Annotated in this window: 23 protein-coding genes, 1 tRNA gene, 1 pseudogene and 1 riboswitch; of the genes and pseudogenes, 8 read left to right on the forward strand and 17 right to left on the reverse strand. The window is 65.5% G+C overall.

Annotated features, from left to right (window positions below):
• Positions 1-124: 124 nt before the first annotated feature.
• The gene (locus ACR9YP_RS02160) at positions 125-490 is read left to right on the forward strand and encodes a nuclear transport factor 2 family protein (protein WP_474220995.1); all 366 of its coding nucleotides are present in this window, start codon (positions 125-127) and stop codon (positions 488-490) included.
• 190 nt (positions 491-680) lie between these two features.
• Here ACR9YP_RS02160 and ACR9YP_RS02165 read toward each other — a convergent pair whose 3' ends face one another.
• From ACR9YP_RS02165 to ACR9YP_RS02220, 12 genes and pseudogenes are all read right to left on the reverse strand, one after another.
• Complete coding sequence (locus ACR9YP_RS02165; RefSeq protein WP_438104309.1) at positions 681-1,532, reverse strand: amidohydrolase family protein; 852 nt, start codon at positions 1,530-1,532, stop codon at positions 681-683.
• 3 nt (positions 1,533-1,535) lie between these two features.
• Complete coding sequence (locus ACR9YP_RS02170) at positions 1,536-2,513, reverse strand: aldo/keto reductase (RefSeq protein ID WP_474218923.1); 978 nt, start codon at positions 2,511-2,513, stop codon at positions 1,536-1,538.
• 108 nt (positions 2,514-2,621) lie between these two features.
• Positions 2,622-3,553, reverse strand: a pseudogene (locus tag ACR9YP_RS02175) (sugar-binding protein).
• Between the two features lie 96 nt (positions 3,554-3,649).
• Positions 3,650-4,732, reverse strand: coding sequence for an ABC transporter permease (locus ACR9YP_RS02180; RefSeq protein WP_474218925.1), 1,083 nt, complete (start codon positions 4,730-4,732; stop codon positions 3,650-3,652).
• A complete protein-coding gene (locus ACR9YP_RS02185; RefSeq protein WP_091885062.1) occupies positions 4,732-5,490 on the reverse strand; it encodes an ATP-binding cassette domain-containing protein in 759 nt (252 codons plus the stop codon). The genes ACR9YP_RS02180 and ACR9YP_RS02185 overlap by 1 nt, the downstream gene beginning before the upstream one ends.
• Positions 5,491-5,502: 12 nt before the next feature.
• Positions 5,503-6,825, reverse strand: a complete 1,323-nt coding sequence (gene xylA, locus ACR9YP_RS02190) for a xylose isomerase (RefSeq protein ID WP_474218926.1) — start codon at positions 6,823-6,825, stop codon at positions 5,503-5,505.
• Complete coding sequence (xylB, locus tag ACR9YP_RS02195; RefSeq protein ID WP_474218928.1) at positions 6,826-8,280, reverse strand: xylulokinase; 1,455 nt, start codon at positions 8,278-8,280, stop codon at positions 6,826-6,828.
• Positions 8,281-8,361: 81 nt separating this feature from the next.
• Entirely contained in the window at positions 8,362-9,405 is a 1,044-nt protein-coding gene (locus ACR9YP_RS02200) for a LacI family DNA-binding transcriptional regulator (protein ID WP_091885050.1), read from the reverse strand.
• Between the two features lie 133 nt (positions 9,406-9,538).
• Positions 9,539-10,003, reverse strand: coding sequence for a GNAT family N-acetyltransferase (locus tag ACR9YP_RS02205; RefSeq protein WP_474218930.1), 465 nt, complete (start codon positions 10,001-10,003; stop codon positions 9,539-9,541).
• A gap of 43 nt (positions 10,004-10,046) precedes the next feature.
• Entirely contained in the window at positions 10,047-10,628 is a 582-nt protein-coding gene (locus ACR9YP_RS02210) for a helix-turn-helix domain-containing protein (protein ID WP_128942033.1), read from the reverse strand.
• A gap of 339 nt (positions 10,629-10,967) precedes the next feature.
• The gene (locus tag ACR9YP_RS02215; RefSeq protein ID WP_474218931.1) at positions 10,968-11,186 is read right to left on the reverse strand and encodes a hypothetical protein; all 219 of its coding nucleotides are present in this window, start codon (positions 11,184-11,186) and stop codon (positions 10,968-10,970) included.
• 43 nt (positions 11,187-11,229) lie between these two features.
• Positions 11,230-11,303: transfer RNA gene (locus ACR9YP_RS02220), tRNA-Gly, on the reverse strand.
• A gap of 173 nt (positions 11,304-11,476) precedes the next feature.
• Between ACR9YP_RS02220 and ACR9YP_RS02225 the strand changes: the two genes are divergently transcribed.
• The 6 genes from ACR9YP_RS02225 to ACR9YP_RS02250 all read left to right on the forward strand — a co-directional run bounded on the left by ACR9YP_RS02225 (position 11,477) and on the right by ACR9YP_RS02250 (position 15,175).
• On the forward strand, positions 11,477-12,055 hold the full coding sequence (locus ACR9YP_RS02225) for a methylated-DNA--[protein]-cysteine S-methyltransferase (RefSeq protein ID WP_474218933.1): 579 nt from the start codon (positions 11,477-11,479) through the stop codon (positions 12,053-12,055).
• 95 nt (positions 12,056-12,150) lie between these two features.
• Complete coding sequence (locus tag ACR9YP_RS02230) at positions 12,151-12,990, forward strand: helix-turn-helix transcriptional regulator (RefSeq protein WP_474218934.1); 840 nt, start codon at positions 12,151-12,153, stop codon at positions 12,988-12,990.
• Between the two features lie 128 nt (positions 12,991-13,118).
• Complete coding sequence (locus ACR9YP_RS02235) at positions 13,119-13,478, forward strand: hypothetical protein (protein WP_474218935.1); 360 nt, start codon at positions 13,119-13,121, stop codon at positions 13,476-13,478.
• A 104-nt stretch (positions 13,479-13,582) separates the two neighbouring features.
• The gene (locus ACR9YP_RS02240) at positions 13,583-13,942 is read left to right on the forward strand and encodes a VOC family protein (RefSeq protein ID WP_164935100.1); all 360 of its coding nucleotides are present in this window, start codon (positions 13,583-13,585) and stop codon (positions 13,940-13,942) included.
• A 217-nt stretch (positions 13,943-14,159) separates the two neighbouring features.
• Positions 14,160-14,561: an SRPBCC family protein gene (locus tag ACR9YP_RS02245; protein ID WP_474218937.1), complete on the forward strand. Its 402-nt coding sequence runs from the start codon at positions 14,160-14,162 to the stop codon at positions 14,559-14,561.
• 113 nt (positions 14,562-14,674) lie between these two features.
• Positions 14,675-15,175 (forward strand): hypothetical protein, encoded by a 501-nt coding sequence (locus ACR9YP_RS02250; protein ID WP_474218938.1) that lies wholly within the window; start codon positions 14,675-14,677, stop codon positions 15,173-15,175.
• A 90-nt stretch (positions 15,176-15,265) separates the two neighbouring features.
• On the opposite strand, the gene ACR9YP_RS02255 is transcribed toward ACR9YP_RS02250, so the two are convergent.
• The 4 genes from ACR9YP_RS02255 to ACR9YP_RS02270 all read right to left on the reverse strand — a co-directional run bounded on the left by ACR9YP_RS02255 (position 15,266) and on the right by ACR9YP_RS02270 (position 19,840).
• The gene (locus tag ACR9YP_RS02255) at positions 15,266-16,711 is read right to left on the reverse strand and encodes an MATE family efflux transporter (protein ID WP_474218940.1); all 1,446 of its coding nucleotides are present in this window, start codon (positions 16,709-16,711) and stop codon (positions 15,266-15,268) included.
• A gap of 344 nt (positions 16,712-17,055) precedes the next feature.
• Entirely contained in the window at positions 17,056-18,108 is a 1,053-nt protein-coding gene (locus ACR9YP_RS02260; protein WP_474218942.1) for a hypothetical protein, read from the reverse strand.
• 104 nt (positions 18,109-18,212) lie between these two features.
• Entirely contained in the window at positions 18,213-18,626 is a 414-nt protein-coding gene (locus ACR9YP_RS02265; protein ID WP_474218943.1) for a PAS domain-containing protein, read from the reverse strand.
• Between the two features lie 107 nt (positions 18,627-18,733).
• On the reverse strand, positions 18,734-19,840 hold the full coding sequence (locus ACR9YP_RS02270) for a 2'-deoxycytidine 5'-triphosphate deaminase (RefSeq protein WP_165405259.1): 1,107 nt from the start codon (positions 19,838-19,840) through the stop codon (positions 18,734-18,736).
• A gap of 109 nt (positions 19,841-19,949) precedes the next feature.
• Positions 19,950-20,029: riboswitch (SAM riboswitch) on the forward strand.
• Positions 20,030-20,102: 73 nt separating this feature from the next.
• On the opposite strand from ACR9YP_RS02270, the gene ACR9YP_RS02275 reads away from it, so the two are divergent.
• The gene (locus ACR9YP_RS02275) at positions 20,103-21,290 is read left to right on the forward strand and encodes an O-succinylhomoserine sulfhydrylase (RefSeq protein WP_474218944.1); all 1,188 of its coding nucleotides are present in this window, start codon (positions 20,103-20,105) and stop codon (positions 21,288-21,290) included.
• A gap of 129 nt (positions 21,291-21,419) precedes the next feature.
• On the opposite strand, the gene ACR9YP_RS02280 is transcribed toward ACR9YP_RS02275, so the two are convergent.
• Entirely contained in the window at positions 21,420-22,412 is a 993-nt protein-coding gene (locus ACR9YP_RS02280) for an SGNH/GDSL hydrolase family protein (protein WP_474218945.1), read from the reverse strand.
• Positions 22,413-22,419: the final 7 nt, after the last annotated feature.

Consider the following 22,419-nt stretch of genomic DNA (forward strand, 5'->3'; position numbering starts at 1 on the left):
ATCGGAAAACCGCTCCACACTTTTCCGGATCATGCGCATGACCTCCGAGGTAATCGATCGGCGCGCGCATTCCTTCGATAGTCGCGGTCAGCCGGACAACACGGCGCCATCGAAGGAGAGTACCATGGCCGACCCCGTCACCATCGCCCGCCGCTACATCGAGCTCTGGAACGAACGCGCCGCCGGCCGCCGCCGCGAGCTGCTCCGCGCGAACTGGACGGCGGACGCGAACTATGTCGATCCCCTGATGAAGGGCGATGGCCAGGACGGCATCGACGCGCTGATCGCCGGTGTGCAGCAGCGCTTTCCCGATTTCAGATTCAAGCTGATCGGCGAGCCCAACGGCTACGGCGACCATGTGCGCTTCTCGTGGGGACTTGGTCCTGACGGCGTCGACAGCCCGATCAAGGGGACGGACTTCGCCGTGCTGAAGGACGGCCGGATCAGGAGCGTGACAGGATTCTTGGATCAAGTGCCCGCGGGGGCGTGAGGTCTCTTACCCTCCCCTGGAGGGGGAGGGTCGGCTCACATTGAGCGCAGCGAAAATGTGAGACGGGGTGGGGTGACAGTCTCTCCACGGCAGCGGTGCCCGAGTGGAGAGATCACCCCACCCCGCTCGCGCTGCGCGCGGTCGACCCTCCCCCTCCAGGGGAGGGTAAGAAACAGCCCGGTGCTTCGCTCTAACTGCCAACCCCCAACCGATACGCCGTCCGTGCGTTCACACCAAACGCCTTCTCCCTCACCTGCGGACCAAGCTTCATCAAGCACGCTTCCAACGCACCCTTGATCTCGCCGTAGCTGCCCGCAAGCAGACACACCGGCCAGTCCGAGCCGAAGATCAACCGATCCTCGCCAAAGCATGTCGCGACATGCTGAACGAACGGAAACAGACGCTCCGCATCCCAATCGCTCCAGACTGCTTCCGTCGCTAACCCTGAAATCTTGCACCAGACATTGCCGCAGGCGGCGAGCGCTTTGATGCGATCGGCCCATTCGTCGCTTCCACCGTCGGCGATCGGCGGCTTGGCGGCGTGATCGAGCACGAAGCGTGCTTGCGGGAAGGCCTGGGCGGTTGCGATGGCCGAGGGTAGCTCGCGGGTGCGGACCAGGAAATCGTAGGCGAGATCGCGGGCGAACACCGCCGTGAGTCCGCGCTGGACGTCCTCGCGCAGCAACCAATCCGGATCGGACTCGTCGTGCACCTGGTGGCGGATGCCGACCAGCTTGTCGCCACCGGGGGAGGCTCGAAGGCGATGAAGCGTCTCGTCAAGTGCCCCGTCCGTCAGATCAGCCCAACCGACGACACCGATGACAGAGGGCGTCGCATCCGCGATGCGCAAGAATTCCTCGGTCTCCTCCAGCGCGGAGCGGCATTGCACCAGGATGCTGGCGTCGATGCCGTTTGCTTTCAGCAATGGTGCGAGATCGCCGGGACCGAAGGCACGGCGGATCGGCGTGAGCTCGTCCGCCTCCATCCAGGGATAGTCGGCGCGCGCCGGATCCCAGAAATGCTGGTGACCGTCGATGATCATGGCTCACGCTCCGCCCGGCAGCGGCGCCCGCGCATCGACGAGGTTTCTCGCGCGCAGCTCCTGCCAGAAGGCCTGCGGCACCGCCGCCTCCGACATCGCGATGTTGTCGGCGACTTCCGCGGCATTGCGCGCGCCCATCACGGCGACCGTCACGGTCGGATGGGCCATGCAGAACTGAAGCGCTGCGGCTTTCAGCTCGGTGCCGTGCTTGCGGCAGAGCCCGTCGAGTTCGAGCGCACGCGCGACAAGCGCCGAATCGGCGTCCTGATAATTGAACTTCGCACTCGTGTGCGGATTGGCCAGGATGCCGCTGTTGTAGATGCCGCCGAGCAGGATGCCGATGTTCCTGGCCTGGCAGGCTGGAAACAGCGCATCCAGCGCGCCCTGATCGAGCAGCGTGTACCGGCCGGCGAGCAGGAAGCAGTCCACGGGCACGGCGTCGGCAAAGCGGACTGGCATCTCCGACTGGTTCATGCCGGCCCCGATTGCCTTGACCGTGCCGTCCTCGCGCAGGCGCTGCAGCGCGCGGAAGGCACCGGCGACGGCATCGTCATAATGATCGTCGGGATCATGCACGAGCAGGACGTCGACACGATCGAGCCCGAGCCTGGCGAGGCTTTCTTCTACCGAGCGCATCACGCCGTCATGGCTGAAATCGAACACCGGCCGCTCGCGCGGCGTGCCCTTGTAGTGCTCGTCCTCGGCGGCAGCGCCCTCCGGCGCGCGCAAGAGACGCCCGACCTTGGTCGAGATCGCATAGGATTCGCGCGGCTGCTGCTGCAGGAACGCGCCGAGCCGCCGCTCGGCCAGGCCAAAGCCGTAAAGCGGTGCGGTATCGAAGAAGCGCACGCCGAGCGACCAGGCACGTGCGATCGTCGCTTCCGCATCGGCATCGCTCACGGGGGTGAACAATCCGCCGAGCGGAGCGGAACCGAGGCCGATTGAGGTGACGTCGAGAGAGCCAAGGCGCGACCGTTTCATTCCCATTGCCTTCCAGGAGTCTTCCTTCCAACGTCCAAATCATCTCCCCCGCTCGCGGAAACCGCAAGCGGGGGAGGCAGGCAGGAGCGCGGGGCTGGCGGCGCGCTCCTACTTCAACATCTGCGCAACGTTGTCCTTGGTCACCAGATCGAGGCCGGTGTAGACGATCTCCGGCACCTTCTCGCCCTTCTTGATGGCGAGCAGCGTGTCCATCGCCTTCTCGCCCATCTCGAACGGGCGCTGGCCGACCAGCGCATTGGCATAGCCGTCGCGCAGGAGCTCGAGCTGCATCTTGAGCGTATCGGCGACGACCAGCGTGAACTTGCCTGAATCGATATCCTTCTTGTTCCTGGAGGCGAACGCCTTGAAGCCTTCGGGGGCGAACATCGGCCAGCCGCCGATGGGAACGATGGCGGCGAGGTCCGGCGTTGCGGTGCGCATGTCCGTCATCTGCTGCACCGCGAGCGCGGGATCGTCGTTGCAGAAGGTCGGCGAGCCCGCGACTTCGGTCCATTTCGAGCCCTTCAGCGCCTCGCGCACGCCGTCGACGCGCTCGGCGAGGTTCTTGGCGCCGGGACCGCCCGAGACCATCGCGTATTTGCCGCCGTCGGGACGCATCTTTAGCAATTGCTTGCCGAGGGCCAAGCCAAACTCCTTGTTGTTGGTGCCGATATAGGCGATGCGCTTGGAGCCCGGCGCATCGGCATCGAAGGTGATGACGGGAATGCCGGCGGCGGTCGCCGCCTCGATCGACTTGGTCATGGCCGCGACGTCGGCGACCGAGATGGCGAGACCGTCAACCTTCTGCGTGACGAAGTCCTGGATGATCTGGGCCTGCGTCGCCGGCTCATGCTCGACCGGACCCTTGTAGATGCACTCGATATTGCCGAGCTCCTTGGCGCGCTTCAGACAGCCGTCGCGCGCGAAGTCGAAGAACGGATTGTTCATCGCCTTCGGCACGATGACGAAGCGGTAATTCGCAGCGAAGCCGGCGTTGCCATCATTGCAACAGTGATGCCGGCAAGAAGAAGTTTCCTCATTGTCTCCTCCACCCTTCTCTTGCGCCTATCCTCTCAAAGAAGCGTCCGGGAAGCGGATAGGCGGCATGTTCGTTGCCCTCCCGAAACGACGTCACCTCAGCTCATCCGCGAGCGCACGCGATCGACCAGCACGGCCAGGATGATGATCACGCCCACCAGCGTCTGCTGCCAGTAGGAGCTGACCTGGGCCAGCACGAGCCCGTTGCGGATCACCTCGAGCAGCACGCAGCCGACGATGGCCCCCAACGGACCGCCGATGCCGCCGGCCAGATTGGCGCCGCCGATGACGGCCGCCGCGATCACGTTGAGCTCGTAGGATGTCGCCATGTTGGCCGGCGCCGATCCGAGCCAGCCGGAGATGATAATGCCCTGGAGCCCCGCCGCGAGCGCGCAGATCACGTAGACCTCGATCTTCACCCGCACCACCGGAATGCCGGTGAGCTCGGCCGCCTTCTCGTTGCCGCCGAGCGCGAAGACGTGGCGGCCGAATGAAGTGTGGTGCAGCACCACGGCCATCGCCAGCGCGAGGATCACGAGATAGATGAAAGGCACGGGCACGCCGAGCACGTCACCCGACGTAGCTGCGTAGAAATAATCGGCGTCCGGTCCGCCCGGAAAACTGCCGCGGCCGTTGGAGACGACATAGCCGAGCCCGCGCACGATCGAGAGCATGCCGAGCGTGGTGACGAAGGGCGACAGGCCGAGCACGGCGATGCAGAAGCCGTTGACGAGGCCGGCGACCAGCGCGACGCCGAGGCCGGCGAGGATCGAGACTAGCAGGATCAGCCCCGGCACGTTGGCGAGCACGGTCTTGCCGTCGGCCGCCATGTGCACGAACAGCGAGGCGCCGAGCCCGCCGGGCGTCGACAGCTCGGTCATCACCATCGAGGTGATCATGGCGGAGAAGCACATCATCGAGCCGACCGACAGGTCGATTCCGCCGGTGATGATCACGAAGGTAACGCCCAGCGTCGCAATGGCGATGAAGGAGAAGTTCTTCGCCACGTTCTGCATGTTGCCTTCGGTGAAGAAGTATGGGCTGGCGAAGTGCATGATCACCAGCAGCACGGCCAGCGCGAGCAGGACATAGCCGGTCTGGGAGGCGAAGATGCCGCGCTGCCACCATCTGATCCGGCCAATATTGGTGAAGCTGATCGGAGATTCCATGGGCATGGCCATCACGCCGCCTCCTTCGCACCGGTGATGAGGGCGGTGACCTCCTCGGGGGAGGTCTGGTGGATCGGCTTGTCGGCGCGCTTCTCGCCGCGGCGCATGACGACCACGCGGTCACACACCGCGAACACGTCGGGCATGCGGTGCGAGATCAGCATCACGGCGACACCCTGCTCCTTCAGCCGGTGGATCAGGCCGAGCACCTGCTCGACCTGGCGCACCGAGATCGCGGCGGTCGGCTCGTCCATCATGACCAGCCGCGCGTTGGAGAGCCGCGTCCGTGCGATCGCGACGGCCTGGCGCTGGCCGCCCGACATCTGCTTGACGAGATCGTCAGGGCGCGTCTCCGAGCGCAGCTCGCCGAACAGCTCCAGCGCGCGCGCCGCCATCGCCTTGTGGTCGAGCAAGGCAATGGGTCCGAATTTGCGCTTCAGCTCGCGGCCGAGGAAGACGTTGGCGGCCGCGGTCAGATTGTCTGATAGCGCGAGGTCCTGGTAGACGACCTCGATGCCGACGGCGCGGGCATCGACCGGCCGGTTGAAGTGGACCGCGCTGCCGGCGAAGCGGATCTCGCCGTGCGTGGGGCGGAAATTGCCGGCGATGATCTTAACCAGCGTCGACTTGCCGGCGCCGTTGTCACCCATCAGGCCGACCACTTCGCCCGGGAAGACCTGCATGTCGACGTCGTGCAGCGCGCGGATCGCGCCGAACTCCTTGCCGATGCCGGTCAGCTCCAGGACCGGGGTCGCGTCAGCATTTGCCATCAGCGGACTTCCTCAGACGTAGCGGTTGACCAGGGATTCCAGATATTCCTGCCGCCCCGAGCGCGGCTGCGGGTCGAAGCCGGGGCCGAGCGCACGGTCGGCGAGATCGGCGAGCGAACGCTGGCCGCCAAGAATGGCCCGGCCCTCGGGGCCGGCCCATCCCTCGTAACGCTTCGCAAGCGGCGTGGTGAGCGCGCCGGCGTCGAGCATGTCGGCGGCGGCGAGGAAGGCGCGCGCGCAGGCATCCATCGAGCCGACATGGGCATGGATCAGATCGTCAGGATCGATCGATTGACGCCTGATCTTGGCATCGAAATTGAGCCCGCCCGTGGTGAAGCCGCCGCGGTTCAGGATCTCGTGGAACACCAAGGCGAGCTCCGGCACGTTCATCGCGAATTGGTCGGTGTCCCAGCCGAGCAGATCGTCGCCGCGGTTGATGTCGAGCGAGCCGAACACGCCGAGCGCCTCGGCGAGAGCGACCTCGTGATGGAAGGAATGGCCGGCGAGGATGGCGTGGTTCTGCTCGATGTTGAGCTTGACGTCCTTGAGAAGATCGTAGCGTTCGAGGAAGCCGTAGCAGGTGGCGACGTCGAAATCGTATTGATGCTTGGTCGGCTCCTTCGGCTTCGGCTCGATCAGAATCGGTCCCTTGAAGCCTATTCTGTGCTTGTGCTCGACGACCAGCGAGACGAAGCGGCCGAGCTGGTCGAGCTCGCGCTTGAGATCGGTGTTGAGCAGCGTCTCGTAGCCCTCGCGCCCGCCCCACAATACGTAGTTCTGGCCGCCGAGCCGGTGCGTCACCTCCAGCGCGGCGCGAACCTGGCCGGCGGCATAGGTGAAGATCTCGGGGTCCGGATTGGTCGCGGCGCCGGCTATGTAGCGACGATGCGTGAACAGATTGGCGGTGCCCCAGAGCAGGCGGACCTTCGCGGAAGCCATCTTCGCTTCGAACAGATCGGCGATCGCGTTGAGATTGGCGACGGACTCGCGAAGCGAAGCACCTTCCGGCGCCGCATCGACGTCGTGGAAGGTGAAGAACGGCACGTCGAGCAGGCGAAACAGCTCGAAGGCGGTATCGGCCTTGGCCCGCGCCAGCGCCATCGCATCATTGCCGTGGTGCCAGGGTCGCAGGAAAGTCTCACCGCCGAAGGGATCGCCGCCCGGCCAGCAGAACGAATGCCAATAGCAGACCGCAAAGCGCAAATGGTCTTCCAGCCGGCGGCCATGCACGAGGCGGTCCTTGTCGTACCAGCGGAAGGCGGGCGTGCTTTCCGCATCTTTGCCGGCAAAGGCGACAGGCGTGCTGGCCTCGAAGAATTTGGCTGACGCGTTCACTTAAGATAACTCCTTCAATGCGGGATAAAGCGCGCGCCACCGCCGATAGGCCTCGTCATAGGCCGCAATGACGGACGGGCGGGGTGTGAAGCTCGCGAGCCGCCGCGGGGGTTTGCAGACCTCCGCGGGGTCTCCGCCGGTCGCGGCGATGCGGCCGAGACGCGCAGCGCCGAGCGCGGCGCCCACTTCGCCTTCCTCGATGCGGTGGACGGGAATGCCGAGTACGTCGGCGCAGATCTGTGCCCACAGCGGCGAGCGCGAGCCGCCGCCGACGAGATCGAGCTCGGCAAGCGGCCCACTCGCTGAGCTCAGCGCCGCCAGATTGTCGCGCGCGGCAAAGGCGACGCCTTCGAGCACGGCCTGGACGATCTGCGCCCGCGCGGTCGCGCCGCGCAAGCCCACAAAGGCGCCGCTGGCGGCGGCATCGTTGTGCGGCGTGCGCTCGCCATCCAGGTACGGCAGGAAGGACACGGGGCTCGGTCCGTCGACGCGCTCGCCGAGCGGCGCCAAGAGCGCTGCGGCCGGCGTCTCCATCACGCCTGACAGCCAGGCGAGCGAGGCCGCTGCCGACAGCATCACCCCCATCTGGTGCCAGAGACCGGGCAGCGCGTGGCAGAAGGCATGCACGGCCGAAGCGGGCGCCGGCGCGAACCGGTCGGTCACGCGGAAGACCACGCCGGATGTGCCCAGCGACAGGAAGGCATTGCCCGGCGCGATCGCGCCAAGTCCGATGGCGCTTGCCGCATTGTCGCCGGCGCCGCCGGCAACCACGACATTCCCAGTCATGCCCCAGCGCTGCGCCCATTCCGGCGCGAGCACCGCGCTCACTTCGCTGCCCTCGACGAGGCGCGGCATATGATGCAGATCGAGCCCGGTGGCATGCAGCAACAGGGCCGACCAGCGGCGCAGACCGACATCGAGCCACAGCGTGCCAGCCGCGTCCGACATATCCTCGACCATTTCGCCGGTGAGGCGATAGCGGACATAGGCCTTGGGCAGCAGCACCTTTGCCACGCGGTCGAAGATTTTCGGCTCATGCCGCGCGACCCAGAGCAGCTTCGGCGCCGTGAAGCCGGGCATGGCGAGATTGCCGGCGATCGCGTGCAGCGACGGGCAGCGCCGCTCCAGCGCGACGCATTCGGCCTGCGAGCGGCCGTCGTTCCAGAGAATGGCCGGGCGCAGCGGCCGTCCGTCCTCGCCAAGCAGCGTTGCGCCGTGCATCTGGCCTGACAGCCCGATGCCGGCTACCCGCGCGACTTCGCGCGGATGGCGAGCGGCGAGATCGTCGACCGCGCCGATCGCCGCATCGGCCCAGGCATCCGGGTCCTGCTCGGACCACAGCGGCGCGGGATGCGACAGCGCAAGCTCGCGCGCGGCCGTCGCGACAATCGCGCCGGCTTCGCTCACGAGCACCGCTTTCACACCGGACGTGCCGATGTCCACGCCGAGATACACGCCATCCTCCCTTTTGCCTGTCGCGGTGCTCGATCTTGACGTCGCGTTCACCGCAGCGGACCGTTTCGAAATCCACTGCCGCTAGGGCAGATTGTCCCGCATCACGATGTCGATCCTGATCTTCTCCTGTTCGCGCAAGATCGGCTCGCCGCGGGCGAGCGCGAGCAGAACGCGCACGGCGGCACGCGCTTCGTGGCCGGGGTTCTGCGAGATCGCCGCATCCATCACGCCCTGCAACAGCAGCCGCCGTGTCAACGCGGTGACGTCGTGTCCGACGAACACCACCTGCTTGTCGCGGCCGGCATCGGTCAAAGCCTTGGCCACGCCTTGCGTGCCGGCGCCGACGTTATAAAGGCCGACAATGTCGGCATGCCTGCCGAACAGCCGCGCCAGCAGTTGCTCCGAACGCTCGTCCTCGTCGCGCCCTTCCAACACCGGCAGCACGCTGAGATCGGGGAATTCCGTCGCCATCACCTGGTTGAAGCCGAAGATGCGCTCGGCGTGGTCGCGCAGGCCCTGCGAACCCGCGACGATCGCGACCTTGCCGGACCTCTGGCCGACCAGCCGCCCGACCAGCGCGCCAGCGGTGCGACCCGCAGCGATGTTGTCGATGCCGACATAATGGTGACGGCCCGAGGACGGCACGTCCGAGACCAGCGTCACCACCTTGGTGCCGGCATCGACGAGATCGTTGATGGCGGCGCGGACGCCGGGATGGTCCAGCGCCACCACGGCGATGCCGTCGTAATCGCCCGAGAGCGACTCCAGCGAGGCCGCGAGCGCGGAGGGGTCGAACACGTCGGTTGCGATCATCTCGACGCTGAGGCGGCGGGCCGACAGCCAGGCCGACATTTCACCGAGATAGGCTTCGATCTGCTGCATGAACGGATTCGGCCCCGACGGCATCACGAAGGCAAAGCGCCGGACGCGGCTGCGGGCGAGCTCGGCGGCGGCGACGTGCGGTTGGAACGAATTGCGCTCGATCGCCGCCTTGACGCGCCGGACCGTGTCCGGCCGGACGCCCGGACGGTTGTGCAGGACGCGATCGACCGTCGCCAAGCTGACGCCGGCCTCGCGGGCGATGTCCTTCAGCGTCAGCGCAGTCGGGGTGAGCGTCTCGGCCATGGCTGAAGGCTAGCAGAGGTGTTTTGAGGTACGCAACTCATTTTGAGGGATGCGGGTCATTTTCCTCCCCGCCATGCTCCCACGAACAATGCGAACAGGTTGAGGCTGGATGCGCCTCGCGCCAGTCGCAGGCTCAGCCGGTGGCCAGGTCGAGCGTCAGGAACAGGCTGTTGGGGTCCTCGACATAGAACTCGAACGGGCCGCAGGCGACGAAGCCGTGAGCCCGGTAGAGGGCGTGCGCGGGCCTGAAATAATCCCAAGAGCCGGTCTCCAGGCTGAGCCGCGTCATGCCGCGCATGCGGGCTTCCGCGATGATGTGGCGGAGCATCTGGCCGCCGAAGCCGCGCCGGCGCGTGGTCTGCAGCGTGTGCATCGACTTCACCTCGCCGTGGTCAGCCGAAAGCATCTTCAGCGCGCCGGTGGCGACCAACGTCTCGCCGTCCCAACCGGTCCAGAACGCGATATCAGGCGCGCGAAGCCCCGCGAGATCGAGCGCATGGGCGCTGCCGGGCGCAGTCTGCGCCCGCGCCGCCGTGACGTGATGATCGAGCAGCGCGATGACGCGCGGATCAAAGGTGTCGCCAGTGCGGATCTGCATCGTCAAGGCCTCACCTGAGGGGTCTCGGATCGCGTCGGCACCATCACATCTTCCCGTAAGAGGCGCCGCGCCGCGTGATGATGACGTAGCGCGCATCCTGCCGGGTCTCGTTCTCGAACATCACGGCGCGCATCACGTCGAAATCCAGGCAATCGCCTTCGCGCAGCCGCACCGCCTTGGCATCGATATGCACGGCGATCGCGCCCTCCAGCATCAACAGTTGCTGGGTGAAGGCGTTGCGGCCCCAGGGACTGTAGGAAACACGGGCACCGGCCGGCAGGTCGACGACGATGATCTCGATGCCGCTTGCCGCATCCGGCGGCGAGGCATGACGCCGCCGATAGCCGCTGTCGGGATCACGCCAATGCGGCTGGTCGGCAAGCCGCACCAGCCGCTCCGGCGGCTTCTCGGCCAGCGCGACGACATCGCTCAGCGACACGTCCAGCGCCGCGCAGAGTTTTCCGAGCAGCGCGGCCGTCGCACTGCTCTGCGCCCGCTCCACCCGCCCGATCATGGCCCGGCTGACGCCGGACCGCGCCGCAAGTTCGTTCAACGTCATGCCCGCCTGCGTCCTCAGCGTCTTCAGGCGGCGACCGATCGCGCGATCGAGTTTCTGCTGGTCCATGGCTTTCACCACAAGCGTTGCCTGGCAATCGGACCGTATAAGATAGAGAGATTACTACGGAGCGCGACAGATGCCGGAAAGCGTGAGGCCAATATATTAGAATCTTGGCCCGCGCGGCCCGCCCGAAGAGATTCGGGCTTAGTCGGCAGACGACGCCTTCATCAGGCATCGCCCGCTCTGCCACCCATTCTTGTCATTGGAAAAGATCGGCTCGATATCCTGCCTGCCATCGAGCACTCGCACGATCTCAGCCCGGTCATCCTTCAGGCGATAGAAGATAATTTGCGGAGCGGCCGCCAGCGAACGCAATCCGTACCCAATTTCGTCTCGCGCGGAAGCCTATGCTCCACCATGGCGTGAGTTCTTTTCGCGAAGAAACTCTTCCATATTCAGGGATTCGCCCTCGCCTGCATCGAGCGAATGGATGCCGCGGTCTATTTCAGACCGAAGGGCGCTGAGCTTTTCGACATGCGAAAGCAATTTCCGGCCAATCTCTTCCTGATCGGCAGCCGGGAGCCGGGAGATTTGCGCAATGGCTTGTTCGAGCGTCCTGACCATAGCTTCAGCCTACCACATTCCGCATATCGGCCGGGTCGAAGCTTGGAGCGGGCGAAGGGAATCGAACCCTCGTATGCAGCTTGGGAAGCTGCCGTTCTACCATTGAACTACGCCCGCGGATGCGCAAGCCGCGCCCATCCTGATTAGCCGAGACGGCGCCGCGCGCCAAGCGCTTTGGCGCGGCCGGCCTGACGCTTCTTAACGTTTTGGCAAGATTCCAAGTGCGCCGGATTGTGGCGGTGTTATGATCGCCGGTCTGGGGAGAAACGTGCACTGAGTGGGGCGTGTGCATGGTGGGGCGTGCTTACGCGATATTCGACACGGCCGTAGGGCGCTGCGGCATCATCTGGAGCAGCACCGGCGTGGTCGCCGTGCAATTGCCCAAGGCGCGGGAGATCGACACCCGTCGCCGGATTTTCCAGATCCATCCCGAGGCGCGCGAGCAGCGGCCGTCCGAGAACGCCGAGCTTGCGATCGAGGGCATCGTAGCTCTGCTGCAAGGCAGCGACCCCGATTTTTCCGACGTCAGCCTCGACGCCGGCGGCGTGCCCGGCTTCAACCGGCGCGTCTACGAGTTCGCCTGCACCATTCCGCGCGGGGAAACTCGCACCTATCACGAGGTCGCCAAGGCGCTGGGCGCCTCCGGTGCCGCGCATTCGGTGGCGCAGGCGATCGCGAAAAATCCCTACATGCTGATCGTGCCCTGCCATCGGGTGCTGGAGGCCGGCAACTATACCGACCGGCTCTCGCCTTACGGCGGCGTGATCTCCAAGCGGCGGCTTCTGGCGCTCGAAGGTGCTCATCCCGTCGCCAGCAAGACGCTGTTCGAGGTGTTGCTGCCCGTTGCCCCGCCGAGACCGTCCACTTAAGGTGCGATCTGGATCGCACCTCAGCTTTGTTTTTTGGGGATGATCTCGTCGGAAATCCGCTAACACTTCCCCGGATCATGCCTAGATAGAGCGGCATGGACGCGACCACGCTGCTGACGACACGTTCGATGACCGTCTCCGAGTTTCGCTGCGATGCGGGACCGGACGACACGCCATTTGCCGAATGCCGCACCGGCCATTCCATCGCCTATGTCCGCTCGGGCAGCTTTGGCTGCCATTGCCGCGCCGGCTTCTTCGAGCTGGTGGCGGGCTCGATGCTGGTCGGCGCCCCCGGCGAGGAATACACCTGCACGCATGAGCACGTGTCCGGCGACGTCTGTCTGTGCTTTTTCCTCAGTGAGGATCTGGTCGACGCCCTCGGCGGACGTCGCGAGGTCTGGCAGATCGGCGCGACGCCCCCGCTGCCCGAGCTGATGGTGTTCGGTGAGCTCGCCCAGACGGCGGCAGATGGCAACAGCGACATCGGCCTCGACGAAATCGGTCACATCCTGGCCGGCCGCTTTATCGATGTCGCCTCGGGCAAGACGCGCAAGCAGACACCGCCGACCGCGCGCGACCGCCGGCGCGCGGTGGAAGCTGCGCTGTGGATCGACGACAATTCGCAATCCGAAGTCGACCTGGAGCAGGCCGCGCGGCAAGTAGGCCTTAGCCCATTCCACTTCCTGCGATTGTTCTCGAGCGTGCTCGGTGTCACCCCGCATCAATATCTGGTGCGCTCGCGCTTGCGACATGCGGCGCGGCTGCTCGCTGATGAAGACATCGCGGTCACCGACATCGCCTATGACGTCGGCTTTGGCGACCTCTCCAACTTCGTCCGCACCTTCCACCGCGCCGCGGGCGTGTCGCCGACCAAGTTCCGTCAGGCCTCGAAGGGGGAACGCAGCATTTTTGGGGAACGCCTCGTCCTCAACTGAGACAGGCCCGGCATCGCAGGTAACCCTCTGTTGACCAGACAGGCGCGACGCGCTGGCGCCCGCGGCACATCGCGCTGTACTACAACCGAAGGGCGAATCAACGCCCCGTCAATGCGGCGAGCCGGCAGATGAACAGTCCCTCGGGTAACGTGATTGCGGCCACGCTGATCGCGCTTGCCGTGGGGCTCGCCTTCATCGCGGGCTGCGCCCTCTATTACGGCCGCCAGATCAACTCGCGCAAGATTCCGATGCAATGGGGGCCCGATGGAGAGCCAACCTGGTTTGCACCACGCCTCATCGGGCTCTGGTCCAGCTTTGGAGTCACGGCGATCCTGTCCGCGTTCCTGCTCGTCCTCGCCCTCCATAAACCGCAGAAGCTCACGGCATTGATCGTCGCAACGGTCAGTGTGATCGGAGCCAACATGTGGGTCCAGCTGTATCACCTGAAGCGGGTGATCCGGTGGCAGGCGGAGACGCCGGCGATCTAGCCGGGCGCCGAGCGCAAGATTTTCCAAGAGCGTCTCACCTCACCTCGACTAGCTTCGGCTCCGGCGCGCGCCAGTTGCGGCGCGTTTTGCAAATGGAGACGAACATGTACGACCACATCGGACTTCGCGTTGCCGATCTCGACGCCGCCACGCGCTTCTACACCGCGGTGCTGGCGCCGCTCGGCCATGTCCTGTGCTCGAGCGGCGACGGATATGCCGGCTTCGGGCCGAAGGGCGAGCCGGCGCTCTGGCTGCATCTCAACAAGGGCCGCAAGGCCGACGGCGCCCACATCGCGTTTCGCGCCAAAGATCACGACGCGGTCAAGGCCTTCCACAGCGAAGGCCTGAAGAACGGCGGTCGCGACAATGGCGGCGCCGGCCCGCGCAAGGATTACAGCCCGACCTATTATGCGGCGTTCTTGATCGACCCTGATGGCAACAATGTCGAGGCGGTTTGCGTGTGAGTGCGATAGTGCTCACTCCATGCACGCTGTCATGCCCCGGCTCGACCGGGGCATCCAGTACGCCGCAGCTTCTCGATTCAATCGCAACGGCCTCTGGAATACTGGATCGCCCGACCAAGTCGGGCGATGACGGCGGAGAGTGCAGCACGCGCAAGCCACAAGCTCGCCAGTGCAATCACGGTTCTTGCTATGCCCCCTTCCAATCAAGGACACCTCCATGGCCTCCATCCACAATGACATTCCCCTTCCCGCCTCCGCACACGATGTCTGGGACGCGGTGCGCGATTTCGGCGCGCTGCATCAACGGCTGGTGCCGGGCTTCGTCACCGCCTGCACCCTCGACGGCGATGCGCGCATCGTCACCTTCGCCAATGGCTCGGTGGCACGCGAGGTGCTGGTCGATTGCGACGACGCGCGGCGGCGCCTGGTCTACGCCATCAGCAACGAGCGGCTGAAGCACTACAGCGCCTCGGTGCAGGTGATTGCCGATGGTGAGAAACGGTGTCGCCTGGTCTGGATCATCGACATGCTGCCGAACGAGCTTGCGCCTTATGTTCAGGGGCAGACCGGCGAAGCCGTGATCGCCTTGCACAGAGCGTTTCCGCCCGCCGCGGCCTGATCATCCTCCGTGAGTTTTCTCACAGAGCTCCGCCCTCGCCAGCCATAACCATGGCGAGGTGCGCCCGGTTGGTTCCGCTCTCCCGGCGGAGCGACGCACGCGAGGAGCATGCCATGAGAGGTGCGGACAAGGTGATCTGCCAGGCGGCCGCCGTGCTGCTGTTGTTTTGCGTCGCGAGCTCGCCGGCGAAGGCGCAGTTCGCAGGTTTTGGCGGCGGAGGTGCCGGCGGCGAGGACATGATGACCCGGATGGCTCCGATGCTGGAAATGATGAAGGCAAAGATGGGCAAGCGCCGCTTCGCCATGCTGATGCAGACCATTGGCCCGATGATGAGCCGCATGATGGAGAATGGCGGCGGCGGGCTCGGCGGGATGATGGGCGGCGGCCTGTCCGGCGGCAATTTCGGCGGCGGCTTCGCTGCGCCGAACTACGGTGGTTACACCCCGATGGGCGGCGGCTATATGCCGACCGGGCTCGGCGGCATGGGCGGCGGCGACATCATGGGCATGCTCGGTGGCGCCGGTGGCGGCGAGATGATGGCAATGATCCCGCAATTGATGCGGCTCGCCAACACCGGCGGCGGTGGCGGCCATCGCCGCCATAGGCATCGCTAAAGCATGATCCGGAAAAGTGCGCAGCGGTTTTCCGAAAAGATCATGCTCAAACAACAACCTAAAGCGCGTTCATCCTAATCTCATCGCGCTTTAGTCGGCAGCACCTGACAGAGCTGGCCTGATCACAGGTTTCGTCTGGCGCGGTCCCCAGCGGGTCAGCACCACGCTGGAGCACGACAGCAGGCCGAGCACGACCATCGAGCTTGCGGCAAGCCAGAAGAAGCTCTGCGCGGTGGCATCGTGGGTCGACAGCCACCAGCCGACAGCTGCGATGTAGATCAGCCGCGCGGTCTGCGCTAGCACCGGCCCGATCACCTTGGCGGCGCCTTGCGAGGAGAAATACATCGTCGTTGCAAGGCCGAAGAAGGCGTAGAACGGTCCGACCGTCGAGAGATATTGATGGCTCGCTGCGCGCACGGCGACGCTGTCGGTGAAGATATTGACCCAGAGATCGGGGAACATCGCAACGAAGCATGCCGGCGCGCCGACCGCCACGAAAGCGGCAGCACTGGCGATCCAGGCGATGCGCCGGGCGCGCGCGACGCGACCCGCGCCGATCGCCATCCCGACCATTGGCACACAGGCGATGCCGAACGAGAACGCGATCGAGGTCAGCAAAAATTCCAGCCGCGCCCCGATACCGTAGCCGGCGAGGATCGCGGTGCCGAACTTCGCCAGCATGTGGGTGAAGATCGAGATCGTCAGCACCGATTGCAGCGGCGAGAAGCAGGCGATGGCGCCGACCTTCAGGATGTCGAAAAATATCGCCCATTGGATGCGCAAGCCGCGCAGCCTCGGCGCGATGCGGGCGCGGCCCGAGAACAGGTACCAGCCCATGATGCAGATATTCATGGAGTAAGCGATCAGCGCGCCGGCCGCGACGCCGCGCATGCCGAGCTGCGGCACCGGTCCGAACCCGAGGCCCAGCGTACCGCCGAGCACGACCTGCCAGGCCGCCGAGTTGAGGATCAACAGCGACGGCAGCTTCATGTTGCCGGTGCCGCGCAGGACGCCGGCCATGGTGTTGAGCAGCCAGGGCAGCACCGCGCCGCCAAAAAACACCTGCGTGTAGGCGATTGCATGGGTCAGCACATTGCCGCGGCCGCCGAGCAATTCCAGCAGGCGCGGCCCGAAGATCAGCATGCCCAGCATGAAGACGAGACCGAAGCTGATGCCGATCAGCATCGCGTGCACGGCGAGCGTTCCGGCGCGCTCGCGATCCCCGGCGCCGAGCGCACGCGCGATGGCGGAGGCCACCGCGCCGCCCATGGCGCCGCCCGACATCGTCATGGTCAGGATCACAGTCGGAAACACCAGCGCCATCGCGGCCAGCGCCTCGACACCGAGCCGGCCGACATAAGAGGTCTCGGCGATCACCACGCACATGCCGGCCGATAACCCGATCACGTTCGGCCAGGCGAGCCCGAGCAGCGTGCGCAGGATCGGGCCGTCGGTCAGCGCGCTCCTGACCGGCCGCGGAGGCGGCGGCAGCGGGCGCTCCCGTGCATCGACCGGGATTTCGGCGATGTCGGACATGTCCTCTCCCGGGCACAAGCGCCAATTGCGGCGCGGCAATATCTAGGTGTGCGAAACGATTTCTTCGCGCGGAAAGCGCAACAGGCGCTTGTTAGCATGCTGCGCAGCGATTCCTCCTGCGTCAGGTGCAGGCGTGCCCTGCGGCAGCGCATTTCAACCCGCGAATTGCGGCTTTCCTTCTCCCTCTCCCCGTTCTTACGGGGAGAGGGCTGGGGTGAGGGGCTGCTCCGGCAAAGGCAGTGACAGTTGGACTCGTCGAGACCCCGCACCCGGAATTTGCTTTCGCAAATTCCGGCCTCTCCCCGCAGGCGGGGAGAGGCGAAGTGGTGCGGCGGCACCCTGGCCTATTCAATCGTCCAGACCAGCGGCGGGCGGCCGCCCCTCGCGGTGCGCATGCGCACGCCGATGTTTCGTCCGCATCCCGCAGCGAGGCCTTCGAACAGTCCTTCCAGCACCTTAGCGCAGGCGGGGTGATAGTCGGCGACGTCGTCCATCAACTTCCAGCTCTGCTGGCTTGTTTCGAACGCGCCTTCTGATTGCACCGTTTCGGCCACATCGTCCTGCGCGGCGAACAGCGCGTTCAGGAACGATGCGAATTCGCGCGCTCCACCGCGGCTCATCGCCAACGCCGCCGCGACCTCGTCGAAATATTGCATGCCGATCAGCTTGCCGGTGAGATGCAGGAGATAGCCGGCATCTTCCGGGCCGAACAGCTGCACCATCACCGGCGCAGCGGTGCGGACATATTCCATCGCATAGTTGCGATAGGCTTTTTCCAGCCGCGGTTTCGGCCAGCTCGCAACTGGCAAAGCCGGCGCGGTCTTCGCGTCGAACGTAGGGGCCTCCAGATGCCGCGCGAACACCAGGCGCTGGTCGAGCTCGAGTGGGTGATCGTATTGGTGGTAATAGCCTTCGAGACCGTCTTGGCCATCGACGCTCTGCTTGGTGCAGACGAAGCCGAGGCGGAGATCGCCGAGCGCGACGCCGTTGTTGGCGTGCCAGCCACGCAGCATCGCGCGGCTGACCTCGCCGGGCACGCCGCAGATCGCGGTGCCCTTCCAGATCCAGCGCGGCGGCGGATAGCGGATCCAGGCTTTGCGATCACTCTCATACATGTATTCGACATGCACGCCGCCGATCCAGTTGGAGAGATAGTGATATTGCGCAGCAGCCACCGCCGGCGGCAGATGCCGCAGGCCGAGCTTGTCTAGCCCCGGCAGGAAGCGCTCCTGCTGCTGACGGCGGAACACGCGGAAGACGAATTCAGCGGCATCCGCCGTGCCGCGCCGCGTGACAACGGTGAGGATCAGGCCCGTGAAGTAGGCGTGATAGAGATCCGCGACCGCGCGCCAGCGTTTCCATTGGGCTTCCTGCGCTGTGTCTAATGCGGCGGTCATGTTCGCTCCCGATCGTTGTTTCGATCGAGTGTGTCACTGCACCGGGTGACAGGCAACATGACGCGCATGCAGGCCGCCCTGCACGGCGGCCCGTCAATTCCGCATCACGAATTTTGTGCGGCCTTAGCAGCGCGCTCGCGCTCGACGCGTTCCGTCACGTCGCGCGCCATCGCCACCGATCCCTGCACCGCTCCAGCGACATCGCGCACCAGCGCGAAGGTCATCTCGATGTAGAGCTTGCGTCCGCTCTTGTGCAGCGCGCGTGTCAGCGTCGGACGCCCTGCAAGCTTCATCGTGCCGCTGGAAAGCGCAGCCTCAAAACCCCTCCAGTGTGCGGCGCGCAGATGCTCTGGAATGATCAGATCGAGATTCTGCCCCAGCGCTTCCCCGGCGGAGAAGCCGAACAGGGCGGCCGATGCCCGATTCCAGCGTGTGATTGTGCCGGAGCGATCCGAATAGATCAGCGCGTCCGCAACGTCGTCGAGGATATGTGCGTCGAGTTCGGATTGATCGGTCATGCCAACACCTTGTAGCCCGGATGGAGCGCAGCGTAATCCGGTATTGGTGCCACAAGCGAGAGAACTCCCGGATTACGCTTGCGCTCCATCCGGGCTACAGGATCGGGCTACACCCGAAAATGCTTCGATAGTTTGAGGCCCTGCGCCTGGTAGTTGGAGCCGATGCGCTGGCCGTACATGGCGTCGGGGCGCGCCAGCATCTTCTCGTAGACGAGGCGGCCGACGATCTGGCCGTGTTCGAGAATGAACGGCACTTCGCGCGAGCGCACCTCGAGCACGGCGCGCGCGCCTTGCCCGCCGGCACCGGCATAGCCGAAGCCGGGATCAAAGAATCCGGCATAGTGCACGCGGAACTCGCCGACCAAGGGATCGAACGGCACCATCTCGGCGGCGTAGTCGGGCGGGACCTGCACAGCTTCCTTGGAGGCGAGGATGTAGAACTCGCCGGGATCGAGGATCAGGCTGCCGTCGGGGCGGGCCGAGATCGGCTCCCAGAAATCCTCTACTGCATAGCCGGAGCGGCGGTCGACGTCGACGACGCCGGTGTGGCGCTTGGCGCGATAACCGACGAAGCCATTCGCTTTCTCACCCGACAGGTCGACGGAGACGGCGACGCCACCGGAGAGATCGGCATCGTCGATGTCGACCAGGCGTTCGGCGGCATGCAGCGCATCGAGCTCGTCGGCATTGAGGATGGCGTCGCCAGTGCGGAAGCGGACCTGCGACAGGCGCGAGCCCTCGCGCACCAGCACCGGAAACGTCTTCGGGCTGATCTCGGCATAGAGCGGGCCGTGATAGCCGGCGCCGATCATGTCGAAGCGGCGGGTACCGTCGGCGATCACGCGGGTGAAGACGTCGAGCCGGCCGGTCGAGCTCTTGGGGTTCGCGGCCGCGACGATCTCCGGCGGCAGCGCGAGGCTTTCCAGCAGCGGCACGATGTAGACGCAGTTGGTCTCCAGCACCGCGCCGTCGGCCAGGCTGAACTCGTGCAGCTTCAATTCGTCGATGCGTTCGGCGACGGTGGCGCCGGGACCGGGCAGGAAGCTGGCGCGGACGCGATAGGCGATGTCGCCGAGGCGCAAATCGAGGCTCGCCGGCTGGATCTGGCTCTCGACGAAGTCGTACGCGGGCAGGATGAGCCCCGCCTCCGCCATCGCCGCGATCATGCGGTCGGGCAGGATACCATTGGCGTCGGCAGCGACCGTGAACGTCAACCGGGGATCCTCAGCAAGGGGCAACGCATCCCGATAGACGGGAAATACTAGCCTTTTACGGCTATCCGATGGACGCCTTGACGGAAAGGGCATTGCGGAATATGAGCATCACTTATCCCGTGGTGATTTGAGCCGGCCGGCTTGCAGCCACGTTAAATAAGTCGCTAAACAGGCCGGGGACCTCTGTGATCCCGGCCCGTGGAGATATCCAGGCCGGTTTTTTTGTGACCGTTCTCGCTCGACGGTCATGTCGGAGGGTCCTATGTCGAAGTCGCCTGCCACTTACCGTCCCGAAACCCGCCTGGTCCATTCCGGGACCCTGCGCTCGCAATATGGCGAGACCTCGGAGGCGCTGTTCCTGACGCAAGGGTACGTCTACAACAGCGCCGAGGAGTGCGAGGCGCGGTTCAAGGGCGAGGACCCCGGCTTCATCTATTCGCGCTACTCCAATCCGACCATCGCGATGTTCGAGCGCCGCATGATCGAGCTCGAAGGCGCCGAGGCGGCCCGCTCGGCGGCCACCGGCATGGCGGCGGTGACGACCGCGATCCTGGCGCCGCTGAAGGCGGGCGACCATGTGGTCGCTTCGCGGGCGCTGTTCGGCTCGTGCCTCTATGTGGTGCAGGATTTGCTGCCGCGCTACGGCATCGAGACCACGCTGGTCGACGGCCTCGATCTCGACCAGTGGCAGCGGGCGCTCAAGCCCAACACCAAGACGTTCTTCCTGGAGAGCCCGACCAATCCGACGCTCGATGTGCTCGACATCCCCGGCATCGCCGAGATCGCGCACAGGGGCGGTGCGCGGCTCGTCGTCGACAACGTCTTCGCAACGCCGATCTGGCAGAGCCCGCTCGCGCTCGGGGCCGACGTCGTGGTCTATTCGGCGACCAAGCACATCGACGGCCAGGGCCGCTGTCTGGGCGGCATCATCCTGTCCTCGGAAGCCTTCATCGCCGAGCACATCCACAATTTCATGCGCCAGACCGGCCCGTCGATCTCGCCGTTCAACGCCTGGGTCCTGCTCAAGGGCCTGGAGACGCTGGGCGTGCGCGTGCGCGCGCAGACCGACACCGCGGCGCGCATTGCCGAGGTGCTGGCCAGCCATCCGAAGATCTCGCGGCTGGTCTATCCCGGCCGCGCCGATCACCCGCAGGCGGCGCTGGTGAAGAAGCAGATGCGTGGCGGCTCGACGCTGGTCGGCTTCGAGGTCAAGGGCGGCAAGCAGGCCGCGTTCCGCGTGCTCAATGAATTGAAGCTGGCGAAGATCTCCAACAATCTCGGCGACGCCAAGAGTCTCGTCACGCATCCGGCGACCACGACGCATCAGCGTTTGAAGCCGGAAGACCGCGCCGCGCTCGGCATCAGCGAGGGCTTCATCCGCTTCTCCGCCGGGCTCGAGCATGCGGACGATCTGATCGAGGATCTGACCGCGGCGCTGGAGAAAGCGTGAGCGAGCCAAGGGCTCGGACTCGTAGGGTGGGCAAAGCGAAGCGTGCCCACCATTCACGATCACACTGACGATGGATGGTGGGCACGGCGCGCGAAGAGCGCGCCTTTGCCCACCCTACGGCACCTATATTTACATCGGCCGATACGCGCGCACGTCGGCCGGCACGTTCACACCGAGCTTGATCTGGCCGACGGAGTGGATGATGTCGTCGCCGAGGAGCTGGGCGAAGCAGGCATAGCCCCAATCGTTCATGTGTAGGCCGTCGGCGATGACGAAGCCCTCGACCGGGATCGCCTGCTTCTCGTGCCACTCGCGCATCACCTCGAAGCGCGGGAAGATGCCGACGTGACGAAGCTCGGCGACCTTGCCGAGCAGCTTCACCATCTTGCCGGCGCTCTCGGCGCGCTGGTTGACCGCCGGCGAATATTGCGGATCGACCAGCACGATGTCGGCGCCGCCCGCAGCCTGGATGCGGGAGATGCCGTCCTCGACTATCTTTGCGGTCTCGCCGGGATCGAGGTTGCGCAGCACGGCGTTGGTGCCGACCTGCCAGATCACCATATCCGGATGCACGTCGATCACCTGCGTCTGAAGGCGCTTCATCATCTCGGGCGCATCCTCGCCACCAACGCCGGCATTGACGACGGTGATGTCGGCGGTCGGATAATTCCGGCGCAGCTGTGCGGCGAGGCGGTTCGGATAATTGAACTCCGGCGAACTCGCACCGAATCCTGCGGTCGACGACGAGCCGAACGCGACGATGACGACGGGCTGGCCGGCGACGAGCTTGCTTGCGACATGCGGCAGCGTGCCCATCGCCTTCGAGCCGCCCTTCGGCGGCAGACAGGGCACTCGGCTGAAGATGTCGCCGGCGGACTTTGCGACCTCCTTCACCTTGTCGATGGCACGCGCGGTGATGCCGCGCTGGTCGGGAGACGTTGCGGCGACGGTGGTTTGGGAGGACGGGGCGGAAGCGGGATCAGCCGGCGGCGCGGGCGCGGGCGTCGCCTGTGCGGCTTGCGTCTGCGCGCGCAGCTGCGAAGCGGGTGCCAGCACCAGCAGCATTGCTGCTGCGGGCGCAGCCAGCCATGACGTCAGACAAAAAGGGCGGAGAGAACTCATTAACGCT

The sequence above is a fragment of the Bradyrhizobium sp. BR14999 genome, assembly GCF_056106085.1.

What these genes read in the sequence shown, in the direction of transcription:
- ACR9YP_RS02280 (WP_474218945.1), bottom strand. Translation starts at nt 22,412, where the DNA reads ATGAGTTCTCTCCGCCCTTTTTGTCTGACGTCATGGCTGGCTGCGCCC.
- ACR9YP_RS02185 (WP_091885062.1), bottom strand. Translation starts at nt 5,490, where the DNA reads ATGGCAAATGCTGACGCGACCCCGGTCCTGGAGCTGACCGGCATCGGC.
- ACR9YP_RS02200 (WP_091885050.1), bottom strand. Translation starts at nt 9,405, where the DNA reads ATGGCCGAGACGCTCACCCCGACTGCGCTGACGCTGAAGGACATCGCC.
- ACR9YP_RS02205 (WP_474218930.1), bottom strand. Translation starts at nt 10,003, where the DNA reads ATGCAGATCCGCACTGGCGACACCTTTGATCCGCGCGTCATCGCGCTG.
- ACR9YP_RS02170 (WP_474218923.1), bottom strand. Translation starts at nt 2,513, where the DNA reads ATGAAACGGTCGCGCCTTGGCTCTCTCGACGTCACCTCAATCGGCCTC.
- ACR9YP_RS02165 (WP_438104309.1), bottom strand. Translation starts at nt 1,532, where the DNA reads ATGATCATCGACGGTCACCAGCATTTCTGGGATCCGGCGCGCGCCGAC.
- ACR9YP_RS02215 (WP_474218931.1), bottom strand. Translation starts at nt 11,186, where the DNA reads ATGGTCAGGACGCTCGAACAAGCCATTGCGCAAATCTCCCGGCTCCCG.
- ACR9YP_RS02255 (WP_474218940.1), bottom strand. Translation starts at nt 16,711, where the DNA reads ATGTCCGACATCGCCGAAATCCCGGTCGATGCACGGGAGCGCCCGCTG.
- ACR9YP_RS02265 (WP_474218943.1), bottom strand. Translation starts at nt 18,626, where the DNA reads ATGACCGATCAATCCGAACTCGACGCACATATCCTCGACGACGTTGCG.
- ACR9YP_RS02245 (WP_474218937.1), top strand. Translation starts at nt 14,160, where the DNA reads ATGGCCTCCATCCACAATGACATTCCCCTTCCCGCCTCCGCACACGAT.
- ACR9YP_RS02180 (WP_474218925.1), bottom strand. Translation starts at nt 4,732, where the DNA reads ATGGCCATGCCCATGGAATCTCCGATCAGCTTCACCAATATTGGCCGG.
- ACR9YP_RS02160 (WP_474220995.1), top strand. Translation starts at nt 125, where the DNA reads ATGGCCGACCCCGTCACCATCGCCCGCCGCTACATCGAGCTCTGGAAC.
- ACR9YP_RS02240 (WP_164935100.1), top strand. Translation starts at nt 13,583, where the DNA reads ATGTACGACCACATCGGACTTCGCGTTGCCGATCTCGACGCCGCCACG.
- ACR9YP_RS02210 (WP_128942033.1), bottom strand. Translation starts at nt 10,628, where the DNA reads ATGGACCAGCAGAAACTCGATCGCGCGATCGGTCGCCGCCTGAAGACG.
- ACR9YP_RS02250 (WP_474218938.1), top strand. Translation starts at nt 14,675, where the DNA reads ATGAGAGGTGCGGACAAGGTGATCTGCCAGGCGGCCGCCGTGCTGCTG.
- ACR9YP_RS02275 (WP_474218944.1), top strand. Translation starts at nt 20,103, where the DNA reads ATGTCGAAGTCGCCTGCCACTTACCGTCCCGAAACCCGCCTGGTCCAT.
- ACR9YP_RS02235 (WP_474218935.1), top strand. Translation starts at nt 13,119, where the DNA reads ATGAACAGTCCCTCGGGTAACGTGATTGCGGCCACGCTGATCGCGCTT.
- ACR9YP_RS02230 (WP_474218934.1), top strand. Translation starts at nt 12,151, where the DNA reads ATGGACGCGACCACGCTGCTGACGACACGTTCGATGACCGTCTCCGAG.
- ACR9YP_RS02260 (WP_474218942.1), bottom strand. Translation starts at nt 18,108, where the DNA reads ATGACCGCCGCATTAGACACAGCGCAGGAAGCCCAATGGAAACGCTGG.
- ACR9YP_RS02225 (WP_474218933.1), top strand. Translation starts at nt 11,477, where the DNA reads ATGGTGGGGCGTGCTTACGCGATATTCGACACGGCCGTAGGGCGCTGC.